Genomic DNA, 21068 nt, shown 5'->3' with positions numbered 1-21068 from the left:
CTTCCTCTTCGCCGATGTTGGACTGCCGGCTCTTGGCGAATCCATAGACGAAGAAGGCGCGATGGACCTCAGACCACAGCGCCCGTCAGTCCGAGTGACCTTCACAAGCCGCCTTGGCCAGGACCCGCGCGGCCCATTGGTTGAGGTTGGTGCGGCTGCGCTTGGCGGCCTTGAGCGCGGCGGCATGAATCGCCGGATCGACACGCAGCATCAGCCGGCCCGAGGCGGGCTTGTCGGGCTCTTGTTCGAGCTTGGCGCAGGCTTCCAGGTAACTGTCGATCGATTCGCGAAAGGCTTGCTCGAATTCGCTGACCGATTCGCCATGAAAACCAATGATGTCGTCGATATCCAGTACGCGCCCGACGATGATCTTGTCGTCCGGGTCAAAGGTCATGCTGGCCTGATAACCGCGATAGTGCATCACGTTGGTTGCGCTCATGGAGTCATGCCGAGTTGTGTGAGGTATTCGCGCACCTGCTTGACGCGGTATTTGAGCGCCTCTTTGCGCGGATCCGGCCGATGAAAGTTGGCTTTACGGCCGACTTTCTCGAAGGTGACGCCCGATCCGCTGCCTTCGATCACCAGGCAGCCGACGGCGACCAGCAGCGCTTCGATCCGCGACCACTCCAGATTCCCGTTGACGGGCTCGGTGAAGATCGCCTCACGGGTCTTGCGGTGCCTGCTGTTCATGGGTAGAACGATAGCAAAAAATAGAACATATGCAATCAGTCGATGGGAGCGGCCAGGCTAGTGCAAGGGTTCAGAAATTCCGAGACCGTCCGAGATCATCTTCGTTGTCGTTGTCGTATCGATGGTCGATGGTCGATGACGACAACGACAACGAACGGTCCAGACACATCTGCCGTGCTGCACGAGGCTCAAACGGTCTCGGGATTTCTACAGCGGACCGAGCAGGGTGCAAAGCTCAGTGATGAACATTTGCAGGTTGGCGCGCTCATTGCCGCCGTAGCTGATCCCGCCGCCCCAGCGCTGGATGAATGTCTCGACGGCTTGGTCGACCATGCCCGCTGCTCCCTGAACGCGAAAAGACCGCCATTATAGGCCGGGCGTCCCTGGAAAGCCGCCCGTCGTCTCATCGGAGTCATAGACATAAGCCAAGCAGGGGATTCGCGACAAACTCATTGACCACCGGCACGACATCGCCGAGCATGGGGAGGATCTGCCGCAGGGGGAATCGAAAATGGGTGCAATAGAGCCACCAGTAGCCGGCGGCTGGCGCCAAGCGCGCGGTCGCAACAGGATTCAGGCATTCAGTCTGTGTTGCAGTCTGTTGATTGTCGGGTGCGGCCCGCGCCTGGCCACGAAGGCGGACGATGCCGCTCAGCTAGCCAACCCGATGCTCAATGCAAGCTATGCGCAAGAGGCCGAGGTTCCGTTCGTGATGGAACCGAAACCGGCCAGGCCATTGAGCTCCGGGCGGGCCAACTTTGGGTCGGAGAACGCATCGCGCAGGACACGGGAGACGGCGGATTGGGTTGTCGCTTCAAGAGACAATCTCAACATGCCGTTCGCGATCGTCGATAAGGTCAACGCCAAGGTCTATGTCTTTAGCGTGGACGGACAGCTCAAGGGCGCGGCCCCCGTGCTGCTGGGTATGGGGATCGGTGATCACGTCGCCCCCGGCATTAGCGACATGCGGATGTCACGCATCCCCCCCGAGGATCGTACAACGCCCGCGGGGCGCTTCCTGACGGCGATGGGGCGCAATTCCCATGGCAAGGAAATCCTCTGGCTGGACTACGAAAATGCCATCTCCATGCATCCGGTCGTGACGAGCATACCCGAGCAGCGCCGACCGCAACGCCTAGCCAGTCCAACGCCGCTCGATAACCGTATTTCCTATGGCTGCATCAATGTTCCACCGGAATTCTTTACGGACGTGATACATCGCCTGTTTGCGGGGACGGTCGGCATTGTCTATGTCATGCCGGAAACGAAACAGCGCCCGGCGCTTTAGGCGGTGTTCTTGGACTGGAGCAACCTCGGCAGCCTCCGTGACTGTCCGACCGGGCGCGGTTTCATCGATTAATCGATTAAAACGTGAAAATTCGTTTTGCAGAGCTCGTCGATTGAGTGCGGTGTCGAATTCAGACGTGCGAAAGGCGGGTTCCATGCCTTCTTCTTGTCGATCCAGCTCGCCAAGGGCATGACCATCGGCAGATGGCCGTTTGGACGATACCAGGAGTCAACGCTCCAAGGATGCCCGCTCTCGTTGTCGATGATGACGGCCGTCCAGTGAACCGCCGTGACATCGAAGAGACCGCGCACTTTGGGCGATGCGACCGTCCAGCCGGGCAATTCCCGAATATCCCGAAGAATATGCAGATACGTCGTGGTGTTGCTGGCGCTATCGACGCAATCCATCCTCCCCTCGACTCCCGCCTCGAAATCGTTAATGGCAAGGTCGTTCGCCAACAACGGCTGATACTTCTGTGCCAGCACCTCCATTTGCCAGATGCCGATACGCACATGCTGTAATCGATCGTGAAGACTTGTGCCCGGACAAACCGCCATATGCCTTTTTAGAAGAGCCATATCCGCGGGCGTGAAGGTCATGGTCTGTCTGCGCGCACATGACCAGTTAAAGCAAATTCGCAGCGTGACTGACCCGTCCGCGTCGATCACGTACTCTGGTGGAAGTGGTCTCGAAACCGACGATACCCGATCGTTATCCAAAATCGGCGATGACGAGGCGGCGCCAACCAAACCAGTCTGGACGACGAGTATCGTCAACACCCCGATCGCAGCGGGCCGGAAAAGCATCGATGTCGCTACACGAATCCCCAAAGGCTCTCGCCAACATGAAGCTGAAGGGCTTTATGCATCATCCGGGATTCCACCCTCGACGTTTGCTGCCAACTGGAGATCGTCGATCTCAAGGTTGACAGCAAATAGGATGGAAGACCGAGAGCGTATCAATTGCGATCGGGTTTTGGCTCATACATCGGCGCGGCGGCGGCCGGCGCCGGCTCGTGCTTCGAGGCCGTGCTGCAGGCCGAGAGCAGCAGCACCAACGTGATGGCGAGAAGAAGAGCGCTTGTCGAGATGTTGTTCATCTGTCGTTACCCATTTTGGTTTTTATTGGAAATTCACGCTACCGACAATACGGCGGCGATGTCGATGCTTGACTGCCGGCATCACCCACACACATCCGTTTGTCTGTACACGACCAGCCCAGCATCCAATCTCGATGCCTGGCGATCAGTCTAGCCGTCACGGCGCCGTTTGTCAGCGCCGGCATCACCGGGAGCTGTCGGGGACGCTGCGTTTTGCACAACCGACGTCCGATGCCGTTCACGCATCTGTACACCTGACCGGACAAAACGGGCGACCCCGCTGTCGTACACCGCGGACGACATCAGGCGAGCTTTCCGCCGGATTCACCCGGATTGCCCCTTTGTCGCGGAGCTGACTGATGGCCATCGACATCGATCCCAAGGGAAACCATCCAACTCTCGGGGTTGCCGGAGGCAGAACGGCAGCGTTAGCTGCCACGCCTGGAGCCGGTCGCGATGCCCTTGGGTCAGGTCCTCTCAGAATTTCGCCATGAGCCTCAAGGTGATCACGACGAAACCTTTCTCATGGCGGTGATCCGATCGGAGGGGACGGGTCGCTTCCGGTGGCGGGCGTGCGGCGGCGATACCAGTCGGCGAGCTCGCCACCGGTCATGGGTTCGCCCAGATAGAAACCCTGGGCCCGGTCGCAGCCCAGGTCGCGCACCGCACCGAGCTGGCCCTCGGTCTCGACGCCGATCGCGGTGACCTTGATCTGCAGTGCATGGCCGAGACGCACGATGGTCTCGACGATGGCCGGCGCGCGCACCCCGCCGTCCAAACCCTGGACCAGGGTCCGGTTGATCTCCAGAGCGTCCAAGGGCAGGTCTTCGATCTCGCCGAGGCAGGAGGGTCCGAGGCCGAAGTCGTCCAGCGCAACCCGCACTCCCAGCGCATGCAGATTATCCAGGAGGCGGCGCGATGCGGAGGTGTCCTGCAGCAGCGTGGCCTCGCCCAGGGCCAGCGACACCAGGGCCGGGTCGACCCCGCCGGTCCGAAGCGCGTCCGTGATGTGCCGCAGAAACGACTGATGACGGAACTGACGCGCCGAGACGTTCACCGTGACGGCGATCGGCGGCAATCCCTCGGCCAACCAAGCGCGATGCTGCCGCAAGACCTCCCGGAGCACCCAGGCACCGAGGTCGTGGATGAGGCCGATCGATTCGGCGATCGGCAAGAATACCAAGGGTGCGATCTCGCTGCCGTCGGCTTGCGGCCAGCGCAGCAGTGCTTCGACCCCGATGACGGCGCCGCTGCGCAGATCGAGCACCGGTTGGTAGAGGAGGCGAAACCCGTTGTGCGACATCGCCTCGCGCAGCCCGTCCTTCAGCGCCGCGACGGCGCTCGACTGCCGCTCGAGCGCGGCCGTGGCGAACTGAAACTGCCCCGGACTGAACTGTTTGGCATGGTACATGGCCAGATCAGCGCACTTGATCAGGGCGTCGAACGTCGCGGCGTCGTCCGGATAGAGGCTGATCCCGATGCTGGGCACACAGGTCAATGCCTGCTCGGCGACCGGGTAAGGGCGCGAGAGCGCGGCGATGGCGGTACCGGCGGCGGTCGCGGCGTCGTCTTCGTCCCGGATGTTGGCCAGGACGATCACGAACTCGTCTCCGCCGAGTCGGGCCACCAGGTCGTCGGCGCGGAACGACGCGCGCAGGCGTTGCGCGGTCTGCCGCAGCACCTCGTCGCCGACCGCGTTTCCGAAGTTGTCGTTGATGGTCTTGAACCGGTCCAGGTCGACGAACAAGACCGCCAGGAGTTTACCCGCGCGCCCGGCGCCGGCAAGCATCTGCGCGGCTATCGGCGCGAGCAGGCCGCGGCCCGGCAACCCGGTCAAGGGGTCGTGCTGCGCCAAGTGCAGTGCACGCTCCTCGGATTCCTTGCGTCGGGTCACATCCTGGTGAACGATCAGGACCCGATCGAGCCGGCCCCGATCATCCATGATCGGCTCCAGATAGGCCGCGAACCAGAGGAAGTCCCCGTTCTTGCTGTGTTGGCGATAGTGGATCTCGGGGGGCGCATCGCAGTCGGTGGCGAAGCGGGCGAAGGCGGCGCGGACCGGCTCGCGATCCTCCGGGTGCAGCCGGGCCAGCCAAGCGTCCAGGGTTTGCGGCGCCGCGGCGTTCTGCGCATTGCTCGTCGGCGAGTGCGCGGCGGGTGGCAGGGCGATGGCGCCGGTGCGCGGATCCCACTCCAGATAGCCGACATCGGCGATCCTCGCCACCCGTTTCAACCGCACTTGGGCGTCGAGCAGTCGCTGCTCGCCTTCTTTGCTCGCCGTGATGTCGGTCAGGGTGGCCCGCCAGTGGCCTTGACTGCCCATCCGAGACGGCTCGAGAGCGCTGTCGACACGGACCCAGCGCGCGACGCCCTGCGTCTTGCGCAGCCGCAGCTCGCAGGTCTGGGGCTCGCGCGTGTTGCGTAGCCGATGCAGGCAGCCATAGAGGATGTCCTGGTCTTCCGGAAGGATGAACCGGGTCAGTGGACGGCCGACCAGGCCGACACGTAGGGTTTCAAGCAGGGTGGCGGCGGCAAGGTTGGCCTCCCGGATCAAGCCCTCGTCGGTCAGGGTCACGTAGCCGATCGGCGCCAGATCGTAAAGATCGAAGTACCGTGACCGGGCGGTTTCCAGCGCCTCTTGGGTGCGCAGCAGCTCGTCGTTCTGCAGCTCGAGCTCGATCTGATGCACTTGCAGCTCGTGGATCAGGCGTTCGGCCTCCTCGGGTGCGAGTGCCGGGGGTGCCGGCTCGTCGGGTGTCGACAGGCGCGCTTCGGCCTCTCGACGCAGCCGTGCCGAGGTCTCCTCGCGGGAGGGCGCGCGCGGCGGGATGCCTGCGACGCCCCGCTCGCCCGGATCTTGGTTTGCTTCGAGATCATGCGGGGCGGTCATGACCGGTCCTCGGTCATCGGGGCATCGGTTGGTTCAGGTGCTCCGGGGGGGGGGGAGGTGACGTCCTCGAGTGCCAGCAGGATCATGCCGGGCTGACCCTCGCCGGGGTCGATGCGCCGGGCGTTGAGCCGCAGCGAGCGGGCTCCGATGTCCGCAAATTCCTGCTCCACCGCAAAGTCCTCGAAGCTGCCGCCTTGGGCTTGGATCCCCTGCAGGCGATCGCGCAGTGCCGGGATGTCCCAACGGTGATGGCTCAGCGTGAACAGCAGCCGGTCGCGGGTGTCCGCCTCGTTCAGTCGGAAGTGGCGGTAGAAGGCGCGGTTGGCCGAGACCACCCGTAGGTCCGAATCCAGAACGACCAGGGGCTCGCGTACCGCATCCACGATCGCCTCGGCGAAGGCTCGGGCAGCACGCATCGCGTCCTCGTTGCGCTTGCGCTCGGAGATGTCGACGAAGGTGATGACGGCGCCCTCGATGACGTTCTCCAGGGTGCGATAGGGTCCGATGCGCATCAGGTACCAGGCGCCCTGCCGGCTCTGCACCTCGTGCTCGCGAGGGATCAGATCGCTCAGAACGGCCTGCACGTCTTCGGTGAGATCGGTGTAGTTCGCCAGGTTGGAGACGATGTCGCTGACCGGTCGACCGACGTCGCTCTGGATCAGCTTGATCAGCCGGGTCGCCGTCGGCGTGAAGCGGGTGATCCGCAGTTGGTGGTCGACGAACAGGGTGGCCACGCCCGTGCCGGCGAGCAGGTTGTTCATGTCGTTGTTGGCGCGCGAGAGATCGGCGACCTTGGTCTGGAGCTCGGCGTTGACGGTGGCCAGTTCCTCGTTGACCGATTGCAGCTCCTCTTTGGAGGTCTCCAGCTCCTCGTTGGTGGATTGGATCTCCTCGTTGACCGACTGCATCTCCTCGTTGGTCGATTTCAGCTCCTCGTTGGAGGTCTCCATCTCTTCGCGTGTGGATTGCAGATAGTCATCCTTCGCACGCAGCTCGAGTTCCAGCTCGGCGATGCGTGCGTTAGGCTCCGGGTTGGCATCGGCGGTGTCCGGCGCAGTCGTACCCGGCGCGGCCGGCTGCGGTGAGGCCGTCTCCAGGACAATCAGGTAGAAGTCCGTCAGCAGGATCCCGTCCAGAAGCGTCTGCTCCGGGCGTACCGTCAGATCGACGCGGCTGAAGTCGCCGTTGGTCTTCACCCGGAGCCCGCTGCGACGCACCGGCTCGCGGTGCGTCACGGCGTGGTGCAGCGCGATCGTCAGATCGCGTCGCAAGCCATCGCGCGCCATCGCGAAGATGTTCATGGCGGCATCGCCGGGGGCGGGCTCCAGGTACTGCCCGGTGCGACCGTAGATGTGGAGGATCTCGCCGCGGCCGTTGACGAGGATGCCCGCCGGAGCACAGTGACGCAGCAGGGCTTGCTCGGTCAGCGCGAAGGCGCCGCGCGGTTGCTCCAGACGGTTGTAGAGCTTCCTTTTGCGGTCGAGCGGTGCGAACAGGGCAGGGACCTCGCCGACGGTCTCGGAGGTGCCCAGAAAGAGCACGCCGTTCGGATTCAGGGCATAGTGAAAGAGCGCGATCAGGCGCGCTTGCAGATCGCCGTTGAGATAGATCAATAGGTTGCGACAACTGATGAGGTCCATCCTGGAGAAGGGCGGGTCCTGCACCAGGTCCTGCTCGGAGAAGATCAGGAGATCGCGCACCACCTTTTGAACGCGGTAGCCCCCCTGCGGATCCTCCGAGAAGAAGCGGGCCAGCCGTTCCGCCGAGACGTCGGCGGAGATGCTGCTCGGATAGAGTCCGGTGCGGGCCTGCGCGATGGCGCGTGGATCGATGTCGGTCGCGAAGACCTGCACCTTGAACACCTGCTTGAGGGTTTCCAGATGCTCGCGCAGCAGGATGGCGATGGAGTAGGCCTCCTCCCCGGTCGAGCAACCGCAAACCCAGACCCTTACGGTCGCGCCCGCCGGCTTGCCGAAGAACAGACGCGGAATGACCTCCTCCTCCAGGGCGGCGAAGGCATCGGGATCGCGGAAGAAGTTGGTGACGCCGATCAGCAGGTCGCTGAACAGGGCCTCGATCTCCGCCGGGTCCTGCCGCAGGTAGCCGACGTAGTCGCCTTGGCAATCGATCCGATGCAGTGCCATGCGTCGCTCGATCCGACGTCGCAGGGTGGTCTCCTTGTACTGGGAGAAATCATGGCGGGTCTGGTCACGCAGCAGGATGCAGATCTTGGTCAGGGTATCCTCGGACGACGCCGACGGGGCGACCGGTCGGGTGGCTTGGCCGAAGGCCTGTGCGGCATAGGCGATGAGGTGCGCCGGCATCTCCGCCGGGGGCAGGACGTCATCGGCATGACCGCTGGCGATGAGGCTGCGCGGCATGCCGTCGTAGGCCGCCGTCTTAGGCGCCTGGGCAATGACCAGGCCGCCTTCGCCCTTGATCGCCCACGCGCCCAGGGTGCCGTCGCTGCCGGTACCCGAGAGCACGACACAGATGGCACGCTCGTGTTGGTCTTGGGCCAGGGACCGGAAGAAGAAGTCGATCGGCAGGCGCAACCCCCGCGGCGCCGTGGGCTCGAGCAGGCGCAGCGTGCCGTTGAACAGCGCCATGTCGTGGCTGGGCGGGATAATGTAGGCGCAGTCCGGCTCGACCCGCATGCCGTCCGCGACCTCCTGGACCTGCATGCGGGTGTAGCGCTTGACCAGCTCGGTCAGGATGCTCTTGTGATCCGGCGCGAGATGCTGCACCAGCACGAAGGCCATGCCGGTCTGGATATCGCGCGGAATGGCCGAAAAGAAGGCCTCGAACGCGGCCAAGCCGCCGGCGGAGGCACCGATGCCGACGACCGGGAAGGGCGGCGCGGCGCTCCGTTCGGGCGGCGGCCCCATGGCATTCGGATTCTCGGTCGTGTCGGTCGAGATCGGCGGTGCGGTGGCGGACGACGGCTCCGCGGGCTCCGTCGCATCGAGCGTTGCCGGCGACGGCTCCGTGATCTCCGGCTGCGCGACGGGAGACATGGCAGTGTGTGTACGGTTGCCCGGGGTCCTCGTCTTGGTCATGGCTTGTCTCCGCCGGATCTGATTCTCTGCTCTCGATCTTCTTGTCAAGCAGAGTAGCGGATACACCGTAAGCACTCTGTACGCTGTCGTACATAGGGCGGCGATGCCAAGTATGCTGTGCTATCTTTTCCCATGATCCAGAGTGAAGTCGCCGGAGAGCTCTCATGCCCATCGCCACTCCGAGCCCGCGCCAAAACCATCTGCTGGCCGCTCTGCCAGGGCCCGAATTTCGCAAGCTGTTGCCGCACTTGGAGATGGTTCAGCTGGATCTGGGGCAGACGCTCCACGAGTCCGGGGGGAAGTTGAATCACGTCTATTTCCCGACCACCGCCATCGTGTCCCTCCTGTATGTCATGGAGGATGGCGCATCCGCGGAGATCGCCGTGGTCGGCAATGACGGCATCGTCGGCATCGCCCTCTTCATGGGCGGGGGAACCATGCCGAATCGTGCCGTGGTGCAGAGCGCCGGGGAGGCCTATCGGCTTGGCGGCCCTCTGCTCAAGCAGGCATTCACGCGTACCGGGGGACGCCGCGCAGGGGTCTTGGCGCCGCTGTTGCTGCGTTACACCCTGGCTCTGCTGACCCAGATGGCGCAGACCGCCGTCTGCAATCGTCATCACACGGTGGACCAGCAGCTGTGTCGATGGCTGCTGCTCAGTCTCGACCGTCTGCCCTCAAACGAGCTTCACATGACCCAGGAGTTGATCGCCAACATGCTGGGTGTGCGGCGCGAGGGCGTGACCGAGGCGGCCGGAAGCCTGCAGCGTGCCGGGTTGATCGAGTACAGCCGGGGGCGGATCACCGTCCTGGATCGACCGGGCCTGGAAGCGCGGGTGTGCGAGTGCTACGAGGTGGTCAGGAAAGAATTTCAGCGCCTGCTTCCCGATGTGATTCCTCCACCCTAAGTGCGTCGCGGGGTCGCACCGCCGACGGTTGGTTGTGCCTCGCACGGCTCGGCACAACCTTCGCGCTCGGCAGAGCGGTTTCGGAATTCGCCTTACAATGAGGCCCTAACCAAAAATCGGGCCATGCCGACAGCAGCCCTCAAGCTCCCGAGATCCGCCCGATCCGTTCCGGCCAGATCCAGCGCGGTGCCGTGATCCACCGAGGTGCGGATGATCGGCAGGCCGAGCGTGATGTTCACCGCCTGACCGAAGCCCAGGTGCTTGAGCACCGGCAACCCCTGATCGTGGTACATCGCCAAGACCGCGTCGGCGTGGGCGAGCTTGTCGGGGACGAAGGCGGTGTCTGCCGGCAAGGGCCCGATCAGATGCCACCCCAGTCCGTGTAGCGTGTTCAAAACGGGCTCGATCACCTCGATCTCCTCGCGTCCCAGATGACCGCCTTCGCCCGCATGCGGGTTCAGCCCGCAGACCAGGATACGCGGCTCGGGGATCCCGAATCGGCTCGACAGGTCCCGGTGCAGGATCCGGATGACCCGGGTCAGATGCTCGCGGGTGATGGCGGCGCTCACCTCGCGCAGCGGCAGGTGTGTCGTGACCAGGGCGACGCGCAGACCGGGCGTGACAAGCATCATGACCGGCTCGGCGCCGCAGCGCTCGGCGAGAAACTCGGTATGACCGGTGAAGGGCAGCCCGGCGTCGTTGATGACGCCCTTGTGCACCGGGCCTGTCACCAAGGCCTTGAAGGTTCCCTCCAGGCAGGCGTCGCAGGCGATGCGCAGCGTGTCGAGCACGTAAGGCGCATTGGCGGGGTTCAGGCGGCCCGGGGAGACTGCGTGCCGCAAGGCGACCGGGAGGACGGCGAGATATCCGGGCTGTGCCGGAGGGAACGCATCACCGTCCTCGTAGCGCTCGATGTGCAGCGGAAGCCCGAGCCGCTGCGCACGTTCGGCCAGGAGATCCGGGTCTGCGATGGCGACCATCGGGGTGTCCGACGGCTCCTGCGCGAGACGCACGACCAGATCCGGTCCGATCCCGGCGGGCTCGCCGGGCGTGATCGCGATCACAGCTATGCGTCCTCGTCGAGTCGGATCTCCACATAGGCCTCGTCGCGAAGCTGACGCAGCCACTCCTCGGTCGCCTCCTCGGCCTTGCGCCGCTGCAGCGCCTCGCGGGCCTTGAGCCGCATGAACTCGCCCTCCTTGTCCTGGTTGCGTCGCTCGATCACCTGGACGATGTGCCAGCCGAAGGGGCTCTGGAACGGCTCGCTCACGCCGTTCGGAGGCAGCGCGTTCATGGCCTCCTCGAAGTCCGGGACGGTGTCGCCCGGATTGACCCAGCCGAGGTCGCCGCCCTTCAGGGCGGAGCCGGTGTCGTCCGAATTGGAACGGGCGAGGGTCGCGAAGTCTTCGCCGCCGACGATGCGCATGCGCAGTTGCTCCAAACGTCGTTTCGCGTCGTCGTCGGAGACCAGCTCGTTGGTCCGGACCAGGATGTGGCGGGCATTGGTCTGGACGACATCGTCCGGAGTGGCGGCCTTGATCTCGGTGAGCTTGATGATGTGATAGCCGCTGGGGCTGCTCAGTGGATCGCTGATCTCGCCCTCGGCCATGGTGAAGGCGAGCTCGCTGACCAGGCTCGGCACCGCGCCCATCTCGAACCAGCCCAGATCGCCGCCTTGCAGGGCGTTGCGTCCGTCGGACTCGGCGGCGGCGACCTTGGCGAAATCCTCGCCGCCGCGCAGCCGCGCGACCAAACGGGTGGCCTTGGCCTCGGCGGCCTGGACCTGCGCCGAGGTGGCATTCTCGGGCAAGGCGATCAGAATGTGTTGCAGTCTGACCTGCTCGCGCTCGATGAGACGGCTCGATTCGCGTTCGAGAAAACGGTCGATCTCCTGGTCGGTGATCTGGATCTTGTTGACCACCTCCTGGTTCTGGAGACGGCTGGTGACGATCTGGGAGCGGGTATCTTCGCGGAAATCGGCGAAGCGAATCCCCCCGGCCTCGAGTGTGGTCTGCAGCTCTTCGAGACTCAGCCCGTTGCGCTGGGCGATGTTGGTCAGTGCCTCGTTGAGCGTCGACTCCTCGATCTGGATCCCGAGCTCGCGCGCGCGCTGTGCTTGCAGGCGTTTGAGGATGAGCCGGTCGAGCACCTGTTTTTCGAGCTGAGGACGCGGCGGCGGGGCGGTGCCGGCCTTCTGCATCTGCGGGAGGACCAGGTCGATCTCGGTGTCGAGCTCGCTGCGCACGACGACATCGTCGTTCACTACGGCGATGATGGCGTCCAGCTCTTGAATGGGTGCCTGGCTCGACGCCGGCGCGGCCCCGATCAGCAGGCAGGCGAGGAGTGAGACGACGGTGATGCGGCGGCGCCAGGCGCTTGCTCGATGGTGCCCGCGTCTAGTTCGAGTGATAACCATAGATGCCTCGTTCCAGGAGTGTGTCGATCTGGTTTCCGAATGAGCCGAGTCCGGCAAGCTCGATCTGCAGCATCAGGCTGGTATTGCCGCTGTCGTTGCCGGTTTGCAGATGTTGGCCGAGTACCCGCAAACGCCAGCAGCAGCGGCCGAATTCGATGCCGGCGAAGGCCTCGACGGTCTCCTCGTTGAGCATCGAGTAAAGCCAGCGCCCGACCAGCTTCACCTGTGAGCCGATCGGCACCTGCAGTGAGAGGTCGGTGTCCTCGTAGCGCAGGTCCGGCTGGTCGCCGTAATTGAACCGGTAGGCGAGGTTCAACCGGCTGCCTTCGGTCGGCGCGTATCTCAGTTGCAGGACCCGTTTTTCCCAGGGTGCTTCGGTGTCGTTGGGGTTCCACTGCAGGCTCGCCCGCGCGCTCCAATCCTCGCTGATCCGGGCCGCGAGCTCGCCCGCGACGGAGGATCGGACATCCTCTTCCACCGAGTCGCCGGTCAACTGAACACGACGATCCTCGAAGTAATAGATCTGACCGAGGCTGGCTCGAAAGAGCTCCTGCCCGGTCTGATTGGCGATGGTGCGAGAGGTCAGGCCGAAGGTCAGCCGGTTCTCGTCGCCGATCCGGTCGTACCCGGTGAAACGGTTCGGACGAAACAGGCTGGCGAAGGTGAAGTCCAGCGGGGTGGTGTCGAACAAGGGTGCGTTGGACTGATCTTCAAACGAGGTCAGCACATAGTAGACCCGCGGCTCCAGGGTCTGGAGTGTCTGCGTGCCGAACCAGGCGGTGTCGCGCTCGAAGACCAGGGTGCCGTCCAGGTCGAAGCTCGGGATCGCGTAGGATTGGCGCGATGGCAGGCCCTCGGCCTGCTCGAGCAAATCGTAGCCGGTGTAGTAGAGACGTGCCCTCGGGATGATGTGTCCGAAGCTGCGACGTAGCGGCATGCGCAGGGTCGGAACCGCGACCAGTCGATTGCCGTGGACGCGCGCCGAATTGTCGAAGAAGTCGTACTGACCCTTGAGGTCGTACTCGATCAGGTCGTTCCAGCGTCGGGGACGAAGGTCCAGCTCGACGTGGGGCAACTGTCCGTAAGGGCGGTTGGCCGGCGCGATTGCGGCGTCGATGGTTTGGAACTGCTGTACGCGGGCGAGTGCGCGCCAGCCCTTGCCGGCGTAGGAGACGTCGCCGCGCTGCACCAGGTTGCGCAGGCTTGTGGCATCGAGGCGATTGCCGAAATCCCGCAGATACTCATCATCCGAGACCGATGCGAAATCGATCGCGCTCGACCAGCGCGGGCCGAGCCGCCCCTTTTGCTCGATGCGCACCGCACCGCGCGTGCCGAGCTCGGTGGCCCGGCGGTCCTCGGGGAGGACCTCGGCGTTGATCTCCACCTGCTGAAAGCGATCGAGATAGCGCAGCTGGGTGCCCATCATCAGCCCGCGGGTGCTCATGATGCGCGGCGTGATGGTCGCGTCGATGTTCGGGGCGATGTTCCAGTAGTAAGGGATACTGATGTCGGTGCCGGTCGTATCGGACGAGCCGAAACTCGGGATCAAAAATCCGCTGCGGCGTCGATCGTCGATCGGGAAAAAGATGTAAGGCGTGTAGATCACCGGAACTTGGCCGATGCGGATCCGGGCGTGATGGGCGTAGCCCATGCCGCTTTCCTGATCGAGCTTGAGATCGCGTGCCTTGATCGACCAGTCCGCGTTGCCGGGCGGGCAGGTTGTGTAGGTGATGTTGCGATAGCGGCTCTGCTGCTCGGAGAGGATCTCGGCCTCCTCGGCGGTGCCGAGCAGATTTGCACTGCCCGAGAGACGATAGCGTGCGGCGTCGATCGTGCCCTGTCGGGTCAGGACGTTGTAATCGGCTCGATCGCCTTGGATGCGCAGTCCACGGGTCTCCAGGAAGACATCTCCGCTGGCATCGAGCCGACCGCTGCGACGGTCGTAGGTCGATCGATCGGCCCGCAGCCGTTGCTCGGTCTGCACGACGTCGACCCCGCCGCGCAACTGGATGACCTCGGTGTTGCGATCATAGTCGACGCGATCGGCGACGATCTGGACCGGGATGCCTGCACTGCCCGTCGGGGCTGCGGGGCCGGTGAACCCGGCCGCGCCGGAGCGTGGTCCACAGAACTCCCAGGGGAGATCGGCGTGCAGTCGCGGGTCCCAGGCATCCGGGAGCTCGAGTGCGCGCGGTGCGAATTCGACGGCCGCTGCCTCGGCCGCCGGATCATCGGGGGACACGAGCAGCGGCAGGACGTTATCGGAGCTGCCCTGCGGATCCCGGCGGTCGAGGTCCTGCAGCACGCCGCCCGGCGCATCCGGTATCAGAGGCTGCAGCGGCGGCAGGGTCACGGGAACGGCGACGGTTGCACCGCTCGAGGTCGGCGCGTTCGGATCACCGATGTCGCCATCGGACTGGCCCGTCGGATCCGGGGCCGGCTGCGGGCTCGCGGCGACCTCCGGTCCAGCGGTCGTCTCGCCCGCCGGGCGGTCTTCGGCGCCCGCGGTCGCGGCGACGGCACAGAGGATAATGGCCAGTGAAACGATGCGCACGTTGGATGTCAGTTCCACTCAAGCCGGCGGCGGTCCAAGGTCGGGGTCTCGGATCGGTGGACGGGTTCGCATTAACCTGTAACCATGGCACATCTGTAGAATCTCAGCAATCTTGAACCTGTCGCGGGACCGGTCGGTCCGCGGCGCCGACGCGACTGATCGGGGTGTCCTTGTCTGATCGATATGAGTCTATGCGCCGCTGGGCGGCGGGGATCTTGGGGTCGGAGGACTTCGGGCTCGCGCCCGCCTCGTCGGACGCGAGTTTTCGGCGCTATTGGCGGCTCTTTCATGGCGGCATCACGTGGGTGCTGATGGACGCGCCACCCGATCTCGAGGACTGTGGCCGCTTCGCGGATCTGTCGCGACGGTTTCGCGCAGTGGGGCTGAACACGCCGGAGATCCACGCGGAGGATCGCGCCGCCGGTTTTCTCATGCTCACCGATTTCGGCGATCGGGTGTATCTCGGCGAGCTCACCGAGGAGACGGCCGACCGCCTCTACGGCGACGCGCTGGGCGCCTTGGCGATCATCCAGGCGAGCGGCCCGACGGATGGTCTGCCGAGCTACGACGATGCCTTCTTGCGCCGGGAGCTGGGTCTGTTTCGCGAGTGGTTTCTGACATCGCTGCCGGGTCTCGCGCTCTCGCCGGAAGAATCCGCCGCGCTCGCGCTCGTGGAGGATCGGCTCGTGGCGAGCGCCCTGGAGCAGCCGCGGGTCTGCGTTCATCGCGACTATCACTCGCGCAATCTGATGCTGACCGAAGCCGGCAACCCCGGCATCCTCGATTTTCAGGACGCGGTGGTGGGGCCCGTCACCTACGATCTGGTCTCGCTCCTGCGCGACTGCTACATCGCCTGGCCGGACGAGCAGGTCACCGACTGGGCCTCGGGCTATTTCCATCTCGCGCGTCAGCGCGGCGTGCTCCGCGAGGACGATCTCCCCCGCTTTCTGCGCTGGCTCGACCTCATGGGGGTTCAGCGTCACCTCAAGGTCTGCGGGATCTTCGCGCGGCTGAATCGTCGTGACGGGAAATCGCACTATCTCGCCGACATCCCGCGCACCCTCGGCTACGTCCGCGAGGTGTCGAGCCGTTATCCCGAGCTCGGCGCCCTGGCGCGCCTGCTCGACACGCGCGTGCTGCCGTTGTTGGACGCCGTGGTGGCCGCGGCTGCGCCGGCCGGGGTCTGACGCTCGCTCGTTCGCCCGCGCCCCGTTGGCCGTTGCTTCGGCGGCCGTTGCTCCGGGCTCATTACTCCTCGCGGGTCGGACGGCTTTCGGTGGTCGCTCGCGTGAGGATGCGCTCACTCCCGCGCCAGACCTCCAGATCCAAGGCGGCGTGAGGGCCGGCGCCGGCGATCGCGTCGAGCAGATCCTGCACGGTGGCGACGTCTCGGTCGTCGATCCGGGTCACCACGTCGCCCGGCCGGAGACCGGCTTGCGCTGCCGGGCTGTCGCGCAGGGTCGAGGCGACCAGTACCCCGCGCGGCGAGCGCAACCCGAACGACTCGGCCAGCTCCGGGGTCACGCTGCGCCCGCTCAGGCCGATCCATCCGCGCGTGACCTGACCCTGCGTGGCGAGGGCGCGCGCCACGTCGATCGCGATCTCGGTCGGGATGGCGAAGCCGATGCCTTGGGCGGTGCCGGTTTCGGTGAAGATCGCGGTGTTGATGCCGACGAGCTCGCCTTGCGCGTTGATCAATGCACCGCCCGAATTGCCGGGGTTGATGGCGGCGTCGGTCTGGATGAAGCGCTCGATGCCGGTAATGCCCAGCTCGCCGCGCCCGGTCGCGCCGACGATTCCCATGGTGACGGTTTGACCGACGCCGAAAGGATTGCCGATCGCCAGCGCCAGATCGCCGACACGCAGGGCCTGCGCGCTTCCGATCGGTGCCGTGGGCAGCCCTTGCGCATCGGCCTTGAGCACGGCGAGATCGGTATCCGCATCGACCCCGACGGGCGTGAGCGCAAGCGAGCGCCCGTCGGCAAGCACGGCGCGGATGCGATCGGCGCCATGCACGACATGGCGATTGGTCAGGATGAAACCGTCGGACGAGAGGATGACACCCGAGCCCAGCCCGGTGCGGGAGGCGGCTGCCCCCGGTGGTCCATGCCCAGGCAGCCCATGCCCAGGCAGCCCATCGAGGTGTCCCTGATAAGGCGGCAGGACCGGTCGCGTGGTGTCGGGCTCGGTCTGAGTCGCGAAGATGGTCACGACGGCGGGAGCGACCCGTGAAACCGCCGTTGCGAAGGTCGGCAGGTCGTCACGCCGAGCCGGTACCGCGGTTCCGGTCTCTGGTGGCGGCGACACGTCCGGTGCGGGCGGGGCCAGCGACAGCGTCAGCAGGGAACCGGAGGCCCCGCCGATGACGGCTGCAATCAGAATGGCGGTTGGACCTGTCTTGATCATCCGATTAAGCTAAGCGGGGTAGCCGGCGATGGAACTGATGGAACTAGAGAATCATCTGTTTGACCGAGCGCGATTCTAAACTATGGTCGACCCTTATGCATTGGTCGCCTACTGCGATCATTTTCTTGCCGCCGCCGATTTCGACGATTATTCCCCGAACGGCTTGCAGGTTGAAGGCGAACGTTCGATCAGGCGTCTGGTCAGCGGGGTGACGGCGAGCGCTGCCTTGATCGAGGCTGCGAGCGGATGGGGTGCGGATGCGATTCTGGTCCACCACGGATGGTTCTGGAAGAACGAGGCACCCTGTCTGACCGGGATAAGAGGACGGCGGGCAAGGCGATTATTCAAGGCCGGGGCCAGCCTGATCGCGTATCATCTTCCGCTCGACGCGCATCCGCTGGTGGGCAACAACGCAACCTTGGCTGCGTACCTCGGATGGGTCGATGCCGCGCCTGTCGCGGATCGTCATGGCGTCTTGTGGTCCGGGCGTTTAGCCATCGGATGCTCGCCCGAGGCCCTCGCTGCTCAGGTCTCGGAACGCCTGGTACGCCCCGCGACCTTGATCGCCGCAGGGCGCGAGCGGATCGAGCGGATCGCCTGGTGTACCGGCGGCGGACAGGGATACATCGAGCAGGCCGCCACACTGGGCGTCGATGCCTACGTGAGCGGAGAGATCTCGGAGCAGACGACCCACGCGGCCCGTGAGCTCGGGATCGCCTTCATCGCGGCCGGTCATCACGCGACCGAGCGCTACGGGGTTCAGGCTTTAGGCGAGCACCTGGCCGAACGGTTCGGGCTGGAGCATCGGTTCATCGAGATCGACAACCCGGCCTAGGCCGAGATTCGCTCGGGGTTCGGCTGCTTTACCTTGACCGATCCGACCGGAATACAAGACAATGCCCGGTCGATTATGTAGAGAATCGGCATATTCTGATCTTCCTTATCATGACCATGCGTGAGCCGCCAGCCGATGAGCTGGTCATGGGGCTCGCGCCAGCCGGGGGTTAGTGGCTTATGAGCGCACAAGGCGTGAACAAAACCAGGCGGCGTGTGCTTGTCGCCGCGACCAGCGTGGTCGGAGCCGTCGGAGCCGGCTTCGCCCTCGTCCCATTCATTGCGTCGATGAACCCGAGCGCCAAGGCGCGTGCCGCAGGTGCGCCGGTCGAGGCCGACATCAGCCAACTGGAACCGGGCGCGATTCTGCGCGTCAAATGGCGCGGTAAACCGGTTTGGGTCGTCAGCCGTACACCGGAGATGCTCGAGGCGCTGCCGACATTGGACGGCCTGATGGTCGATCCGGCGTCAGGCGTGCCGCAGCAGCCGGAGTATTGCCAGAACCCGATGCGCTCCATCAAGGATCAGTACTTCGTCGTGATCGGGATCTGTACGCACTTAGGCTGCTCTCCGACCTTTCGGCCGGAGTTTGCCGCCGAGGATCTCGGTGCCGATTGGCGCGGGGGGTTCTTCTGCCCTTGCCACGGCTCCAAATTCGACCTTGCCGGCCGGGTCTACAAGGGTGTTCCGGCCCCTACAAATCTGGTGATTCCCGTGCACACCTACATCAACGACACCACCATCTTGGTCGGTGAGGATCGAGGAGCGGCTTGATGAGCGCAGAAAAGTCCGAGAACCTCAGCTGGATCGATAAGCGATTCCCGCTGACGGAGACCTGGAAGGCACATCTTTCAGAGTATTACGCCCCGAAGAACCTCAACTTCTGGTCGTTTTTCGGCTCGCTGGCGATCTTGACGCTGGTGATCCAGATCGTCTCCGGCCTCTGGTTGGCGATGAGCTATAAGCCGTCGGCCGTTGACGCATTCGCGTCGGTTGAATACATCATGCGCGATGTCGAGTGGGGGTGGTTGATTCGCTACATCCATTCCACGGGCGCATCCGCCTTCTTTATCGTCATCTATCTGCACATGTTCCGTGCCTTGCTGTGGGGCTCCTACCGCAAGCCGCGCGAGCTGCTGTGGATTATCGGTGTCGTGATCTATCTGGCGATGATGGCGACTGCCTTCTTCGGCTATCTTCTGCCCTGGGGACAGATGTCGTTCTGGGGTGCGCAGGTCATCGTGAATCTGTTTGCGGCGGTTCCGGTCGTCGGCGAGGACCTTGCAGTCTGGGTGCGCGGTGACTACGTCATCTCGGATACGACGCTCAATCGCTTCTTCGCCTTCCATTTCCTCTTGCCGTTCGTCTTGGCAGCCTTGGTGTTCCTGCACATCGTGGCGCTGCACCATGTCGGCTCCAACAATCCGGACGGCGTCGAGATCAAGGAAGGCCCCAAGGGTAATCGCTGGAGCGACAAGGCACCGGCGGACGGGATCCCCTTCCACCCTTACTACACGGTGAAGGATCTGGTCGGCGTGGTCGTGTTCCTCGCGATCTTCTCGGCCATCGTCTTCTACGCCCCGACCATGGGCGGACTCTTCATCGAGGCGCCGAACTTCCAGCCGGCCAACCCCTTCCAGACCCCCGAGCATATCGCGCCGGTGTGGTACTTCACGCCGTTTTACGCGATGCTGCGAGCGGTGCCGCCGATGTTCGGATCCCAATTCCCGGGCGTGGTCGTGATGTTCGCGGCAATCCTGATCCTCTTCGCGCTGCCTTGGCTCGACCGCAGCAAGGTCAAGTCGATGCGCTACAAAGGCCCGATCTTCAAGGTCATGACGGGGCTGTTCGCGATCTCCTTCATCGTGCTGGCTTGGCTCGGACTGCAACCGGTCGATCCCTTCCTGACCCTGTTGTCGCAGATCTTCACGGCCATCTATTTCGCCTTTTTCCTGCTGATGCCGATCTACAGCTCGATCGACAAGACCAAGCCCGTTCCGGAGAGGGTCACCTCATGAGAAAGCTGCTTATTGCCACCTTGGTTCTGTTGCTGCCCGCCGTAGGCTTCGCAGCGGGCGGCCATGTCGAGTTGGAGAAAGCCAATATCGATCTGAACGATCAGGCTTCACTGCAGCGCGGGGCCAAGTATTACGTCAACTATTGCATGGCGTGTCATTCGCTCAGCCATATGCGCTATTCACGCATGGCGGACGATCTGGGCATCGACGATACATCACTGCGCGAGAACCTCCTGTTCGGCGACGCCCAGCCGACCGACATGATGAAGAACTCGATGCGGCCCGCCGACGGGGAGGCCTGGTTCGGCACGGCGGTCCCCGACCTCACGTTGGTGACGCGCTGGCGCAGTCCGGACTGGGTCTACACCTACCTGAAGAGCTACTACGCTGATCCTTCGCGGCCCTATGGGGTGAACAACGTGATCTTCCCGCTGGTGGGTATGCCTCACGTCCTCGGGGATCTGCAAGGTGTGCAGGAGGCGATCGTCGAAGAGCATGCCGGTCACGAGCCGACCATTGCCGGCGTGCAGCTGACGCAACCCGGAAGCTTGGCCCCTGAGGAATACGACAATATGGTTCGGGACATCACCGCGTTTCTCACCTACGCGGGCGAGCCGAGCCAGATGGAGCGGCGCAGGATGGGTATCTACGTCCTGCTGTTCCTCGGTCTCTTCTTCATCGTGGCCTTTGCGCTGAAGAAGGAATACTGGAAAGACGTCCACTAAAGGTCGTCGAGAATCGCATCGGTTTCGATCCATTCGAGGCCGATGCGGGTCCCCATGCCTGTTGAAGGTCCGGCGGGACACACCTTCTTGCCGGCCGCTGACTCCCGCCGCACCCTTTACTCATGAGCGCAATGCTCAAGGCAGCTGACCCGGATGGTCGGCGATACCTGTTCCTCGGGCCCGG

General features: G+C 64.2%; 18 protein-coding genes. 7 read left to right on the top strand and 11 right to left on the bottom strand.

Going from position 1 to position 21068, the window contains the following annotated elements:
* Positions 1-85 precede the first annotated feature (85 nt).
* From AADX97_RS20640 to AADX97_RS20630, 3 genes are all read right to left on the bottom strand, one after another.
* Positions 86-439, bottom strand: coding sequence for a type II toxin-antitoxin system HicB family antitoxin (locus AADX97_RS20640; protein ID WP_374233699.1), 354 nt, complete (start codon positions 437-439; stop codon positions 86-88).
* The gene (locus AADX97_RS20635; protein WP_374233701.1) at positions 436-690 is read right to left on the bottom strand and encodes a type II toxin-antitoxin system HicA family toxin; all 255 of its coding nucleotides are present in this window, start codon (positions 688-690) and stop codon (positions 436-438) included. Before AADX97_RS20635 ends, AADX97_RS20640 begins: the two co-directional genes overlap by 4 nt.
* Before the next feature lie 207 nt (positions 691-897).
* Positions 898-1023 (bottom strand): hypothetical protein, encoded by a 126-nt coding sequence (locus AADX97_RS20630; RefSeq protein ID WP_374233702.1) that lies wholly within the window; start codon positions 1021-1023, stop codon positions 898-900.
* Positions 1024-1201: 178 nt separating this feature from the next.
* On the opposite strand from AADX97_RS20630, the gene AADX97_RS20625 reads away from it, so the two are divergent.
* A complete protein-coding gene (locus tag AADX97_RS20625; RefSeq protein ID WP_374233703.1) occupies positions 1202-1978 on the top strand; it encodes a L,D-transpeptidase in 777 nt (258 codons plus the stop codon).
* 68 nt (positions 1979-2046) lie between these two features.
* Here the strand turns inward: AADX97_RS20625 and AADX97_RS20620 are convergent, their stop codons facing one another.
* The 4 genes from AADX97_RS20620 to AADX97_RS20605 form a co-directional block, all read right to left on the bottom strand.
* Positions 2047-2757 (bottom strand): hypothetical protein, encoded by a 711-nt coding sequence (locus tag AADX97_RS20620; protein ID WP_374238745.1) that lies wholly within the window; start codon positions 2755-2757, stop codon positions 2047-2049.
* 179 nt (positions 2758-2936) lie between these two features.
* Entirely contained in the window at positions 2937-3077 is a 141-nt protein-coding gene (locus AADX97_RS20615) for a hypothetical protein (RefSeq protein WP_374233705.1), read from the bottom strand.
* A 523-nt stretch (positions 3078-3600) separates the two neighbouring features.
* The gene (locus tag AADX97_RS20610; RefSeq protein ID WP_374233706.1) at positions 3601-5967 is read right to left on the bottom strand and encodes a putative bifunctional diguanylate cyclase/phosphodiesterase; all 2367 of its coding nucleotides are present in this window, start codon (positions 5965-5967) and stop codon (positions 3601-3603) included.
* Positions 5964-9026 carry a chemotaxis protein CheB gene (locus AADX97_RS20605; RefSeq protein ID WP_374233707.1) on the bottom strand — a complete coding sequence of 1021 codons (3063 nt, stop codon included), beginning with the start codon at positions 9024-9026 and terminating at the stop codon, positions 5964-5966. The genes AADX97_RS20610 and AADX97_RS20605 overlap by 4 nt, the downstream gene beginning before the upstream one ends.
* A gap of 164 nt (positions 9027-9190) precedes the next feature.
* On the opposite strand from AADX97_RS20605, the gene AADX97_RS20600 reads away from it, so the two are divergent.
* Positions 9191-9931: a Crp/Fnr family transcriptional regulator gene (locus AADX97_RS20600; protein ID WP_374233708.1), complete on the top strand. Its 741-nt coding sequence runs from the start codon at positions 9191-9193 to the stop codon at positions 9929-9931.
* Positions 9932-10023: 92 nt separating this feature from the next.
* On the opposite strand, the gene pdxA is transcribed toward AADX97_RS20600, so the two are convergent.
* From pdxA to lptD, 3 genes are read right to left on the bottom strand one after another with little or no spacing between them, the layout of a single operon-like run.
* Positions 10024-10995, bottom strand: a complete 972-nt coding sequence (pdxA, locus tag AADX97_RS20595; RefSeq protein WP_374233709.1) for a 4-hydroxythreonine-4-phosphate dehydrogenase PdxA — start codon at positions 10993-10995, stop codon at positions 10024-10026.
* A 2-nt stretch (positions 10996-10997) separates the two neighbouring features.
* The gene (locus AADX97_RS20590) at positions 10998-12347 is read right to left on the bottom strand and encodes a peptidylprolyl isomerase (RefSeq protein WP_374233710.1); all 1350 of its coding nucleotides are present in this window, start codon (positions 12345-12347) and stop codon (positions 10998-11000) included.
* Positions 12328-14901, bottom strand: coding sequence for an LPS assembly protein LptD (lptD, locus tag AADX97_RS20585; protein ID WP_374238744.1), 2574 nt, complete (start codon positions 14899-14901; stop codon positions 12328-12330). Before lptD ends, AADX97_RS20590 begins: the two co-directional genes overlap by 20 nt.
* Before the next feature lie 191 nt (positions 14902-15092).
* Here lptD and AADX97_RS20580 point away from each other — a divergent pair, with 191 nt between their 5' ends.
* Complete coding sequence (locus tag AADX97_RS20580) at positions 15093-16088, top strand: aminoglycoside phosphotransferase family protein (protein ID WP_374233712.1); 996 nt, start codon at positions 15093-15095, stop codon at positions 16086-16088.
* A gap of 61 nt (positions 16089-16149) precedes the next feature.
* On the opposite strand, the gene AADX97_RS20575 is transcribed toward AADX97_RS20580, so the two are convergent.
* The gene (locus AADX97_RS20575; RefSeq protein ID WP_374233713.1) at positions 16150-17307 is read right to left on the bottom strand and encodes a S1C family serine protease; all 1158 of its coding nucleotides are present in this window, start codon (positions 17305-17307) and stop codon (positions 16150-16152) included.
* 82 nt (positions 17308-17389) lie between these two features.
* On the opposite strand from AADX97_RS20575, the gene AADX97_RS20570 reads away from it, so the two are divergent.
* From AADX97_RS20570 to AADX97_RS20555, 4 genes are all read left to right on the top strand, one after another.
* Positions 17390-18142 (top strand): Nif3-like dinuclear metal center hexameric protein, encoded by a 753-nt coding sequence (locus AADX97_RS20570; protein ID WP_374233714.1) that lies wholly within the window; start codon positions 17390-17392, stop codon positions 18140-18142.
* A 179-nt stretch (positions 18143-18321) separates the two neighbouring features.
* Positions 18322-18915, top strand: coding sequence for a ubiquinol-cytochrome c reductase iron-sulfur subunit (gene petA, locus AADX97_RS20565; RefSeq protein ID WP_374233716.1), 594 nt, complete (start codon positions 18322-18324; stop codon positions 18913-18915).
* The gene (locus tag AADX97_RS20560) at positions 18915-20159 is read left to right on the top strand and encodes a cytochrome bc complex cytochrome b subunit (RefSeq protein WP_374233717.1); all 1245 of its coding nucleotides are present in this window, start codon (positions 18915-18917) and stop codon (positions 20157-20159) included. The genes petA and AADX97_RS20560 overlap by 1 nt, the downstream gene beginning before the upstream one ends.
* Entirely contained in the window at positions 20156-20884 is a 729-nt protein-coding gene (locus AADX97_RS20555) for a cytochrome c1 (protein WP_374233718.1), read from the top strand. Before AADX97_RS20560 ends, AADX97_RS20555 begins: the two co-directional genes overlap by 4 nt.
* Positions 20885-21068 lie beyond the last annotated feature (184 nt).

Origin of the sequence: Thiocapsa sp. C2-2m, assembly GCF_041903745.1 — a bacterium.
Taxonomy (GTDB): domain Bacteria; phylum Pseudomonadota; class Gammaproteobacteria; order Chromatiales; family Chromatiaceae; genus Thiocapsa; species Thiocapsa roseilacustris.
This window is presented reverse-complemented; position numbering and strand designations above follow the sequence as displayed.

What these genes read in the sequence shown, in the direction of transcription:
- AADX97_RS20635 (WP_374233701.1), bottom strand. Translation starts at nt 690, where the DNA reads ATGAACAGCAGGCACCGCAAGACCCGTGAGGCGATCTTCACCGAGCCC.
- AADX97_RS20640 (WP_374233699.1), bottom strand. Translation starts at nt 439, where the DNA reads ATGAGCGCAACCAACGTGATGCACTATCGCGGTTATCAGGCCAGCATG.
- AADX97_RS20610 (WP_374233706.1), bottom strand. Translation starts at nt 5,967, where the DNA reads ATGACCGCCCCGCATGATCTCGAAGCAAACCAAGATCCGGGCGAGCGG.
- AADX97_RS20625 (WP_374233703.1), top strand. Translation starts at nt 1,202, where the DNA reads ATGGGTGCAATAGAGCCACCAGTAGCCGGCGGCTGGCGCCAAGCGCGC.
- AADX97_RS20575 (WP_374233713.1), bottom strand. Translation starts at nt 17,307, where the DNA reads ATGATCAAGACAGGTCCAACCGCCATTCTGATTGCAGCCGTCATCGGC.
- AADX97_RS20560 (WP_374233717.1), top strand. Translation starts at nt 18,915, where the DNA reads ATGAGCGCAGAAAAGTCCGAGAACCTCAGCTGGATCGATAAGCGATTC.
- AADX97_RS20605 (WP_374233707.1), bottom strand. Translation starts at nt 9,026, where the DNA reads ATGACCAAGACGAGGACCCCGGGCAACCGTACACACACTGCCATGTCT.
- AADX97_RS20630 (WP_374233702.1), bottom strand. Translation starts at nt 1,023, where the DNA reads ATGGTCGACCAAGCCGTCGAGACATTCATCCAGCGCTGGGGCGGCGGG.
- AADX97_RS20570 (WP_374233714.1), top strand. Translation starts at nt 17,390, where the DNA reads ATGGTCGACCCTTATGCATTGGTCGCCTACTGCGATCATTTTCTTGCC.
- AADX97_RS20600 (WP_374233708.1), top strand. Translation starts at nt 9,191, where the DNA reads ATGCCCATCGCCACTCCGAGCCCGCGCCAAAACCATCTGCTGGCCGCT.
- AADX97_RS20555 (WP_374233718.1), top strand. Translation starts at nt 20,156, where the DNA reads ATGAGAAAGCTGCTTATTGCCACCTTGGTTCTGTTGCTGCCCGCCGTA.
- AADX97_RS20580 (WP_374233712.1), top strand. Translation starts at nt 15,093, where the DNA reads ATGCGCCGCTGGGCGGCGGGGATCTTGGGGTCGGAGGACTTCGGGCTC.
- AADX97_RS20590 (WP_374233710.1), bottom strand. Translation starts at nt 12,347, where the DNA reads ATGGTTATCACTCGAACTAGACGCGGGCACCATCGAGCAAGCGCCTGG.
- AADX97_RS20615 (WP_374233705.1), bottom strand. Translation starts at nt 3,077, where the DNA reads ATGAACAACATCTCGACAAGCGCTCTTCTTCTCGCCATCACGTTGGTG.
- petA (WP_374233716.1), top strand. Translation starts at nt 18,322, where the DNA reads ATGAGCGCACAAGGCGTGAACAAAACCAGGCGGCGTGTGCTTGTCGCC.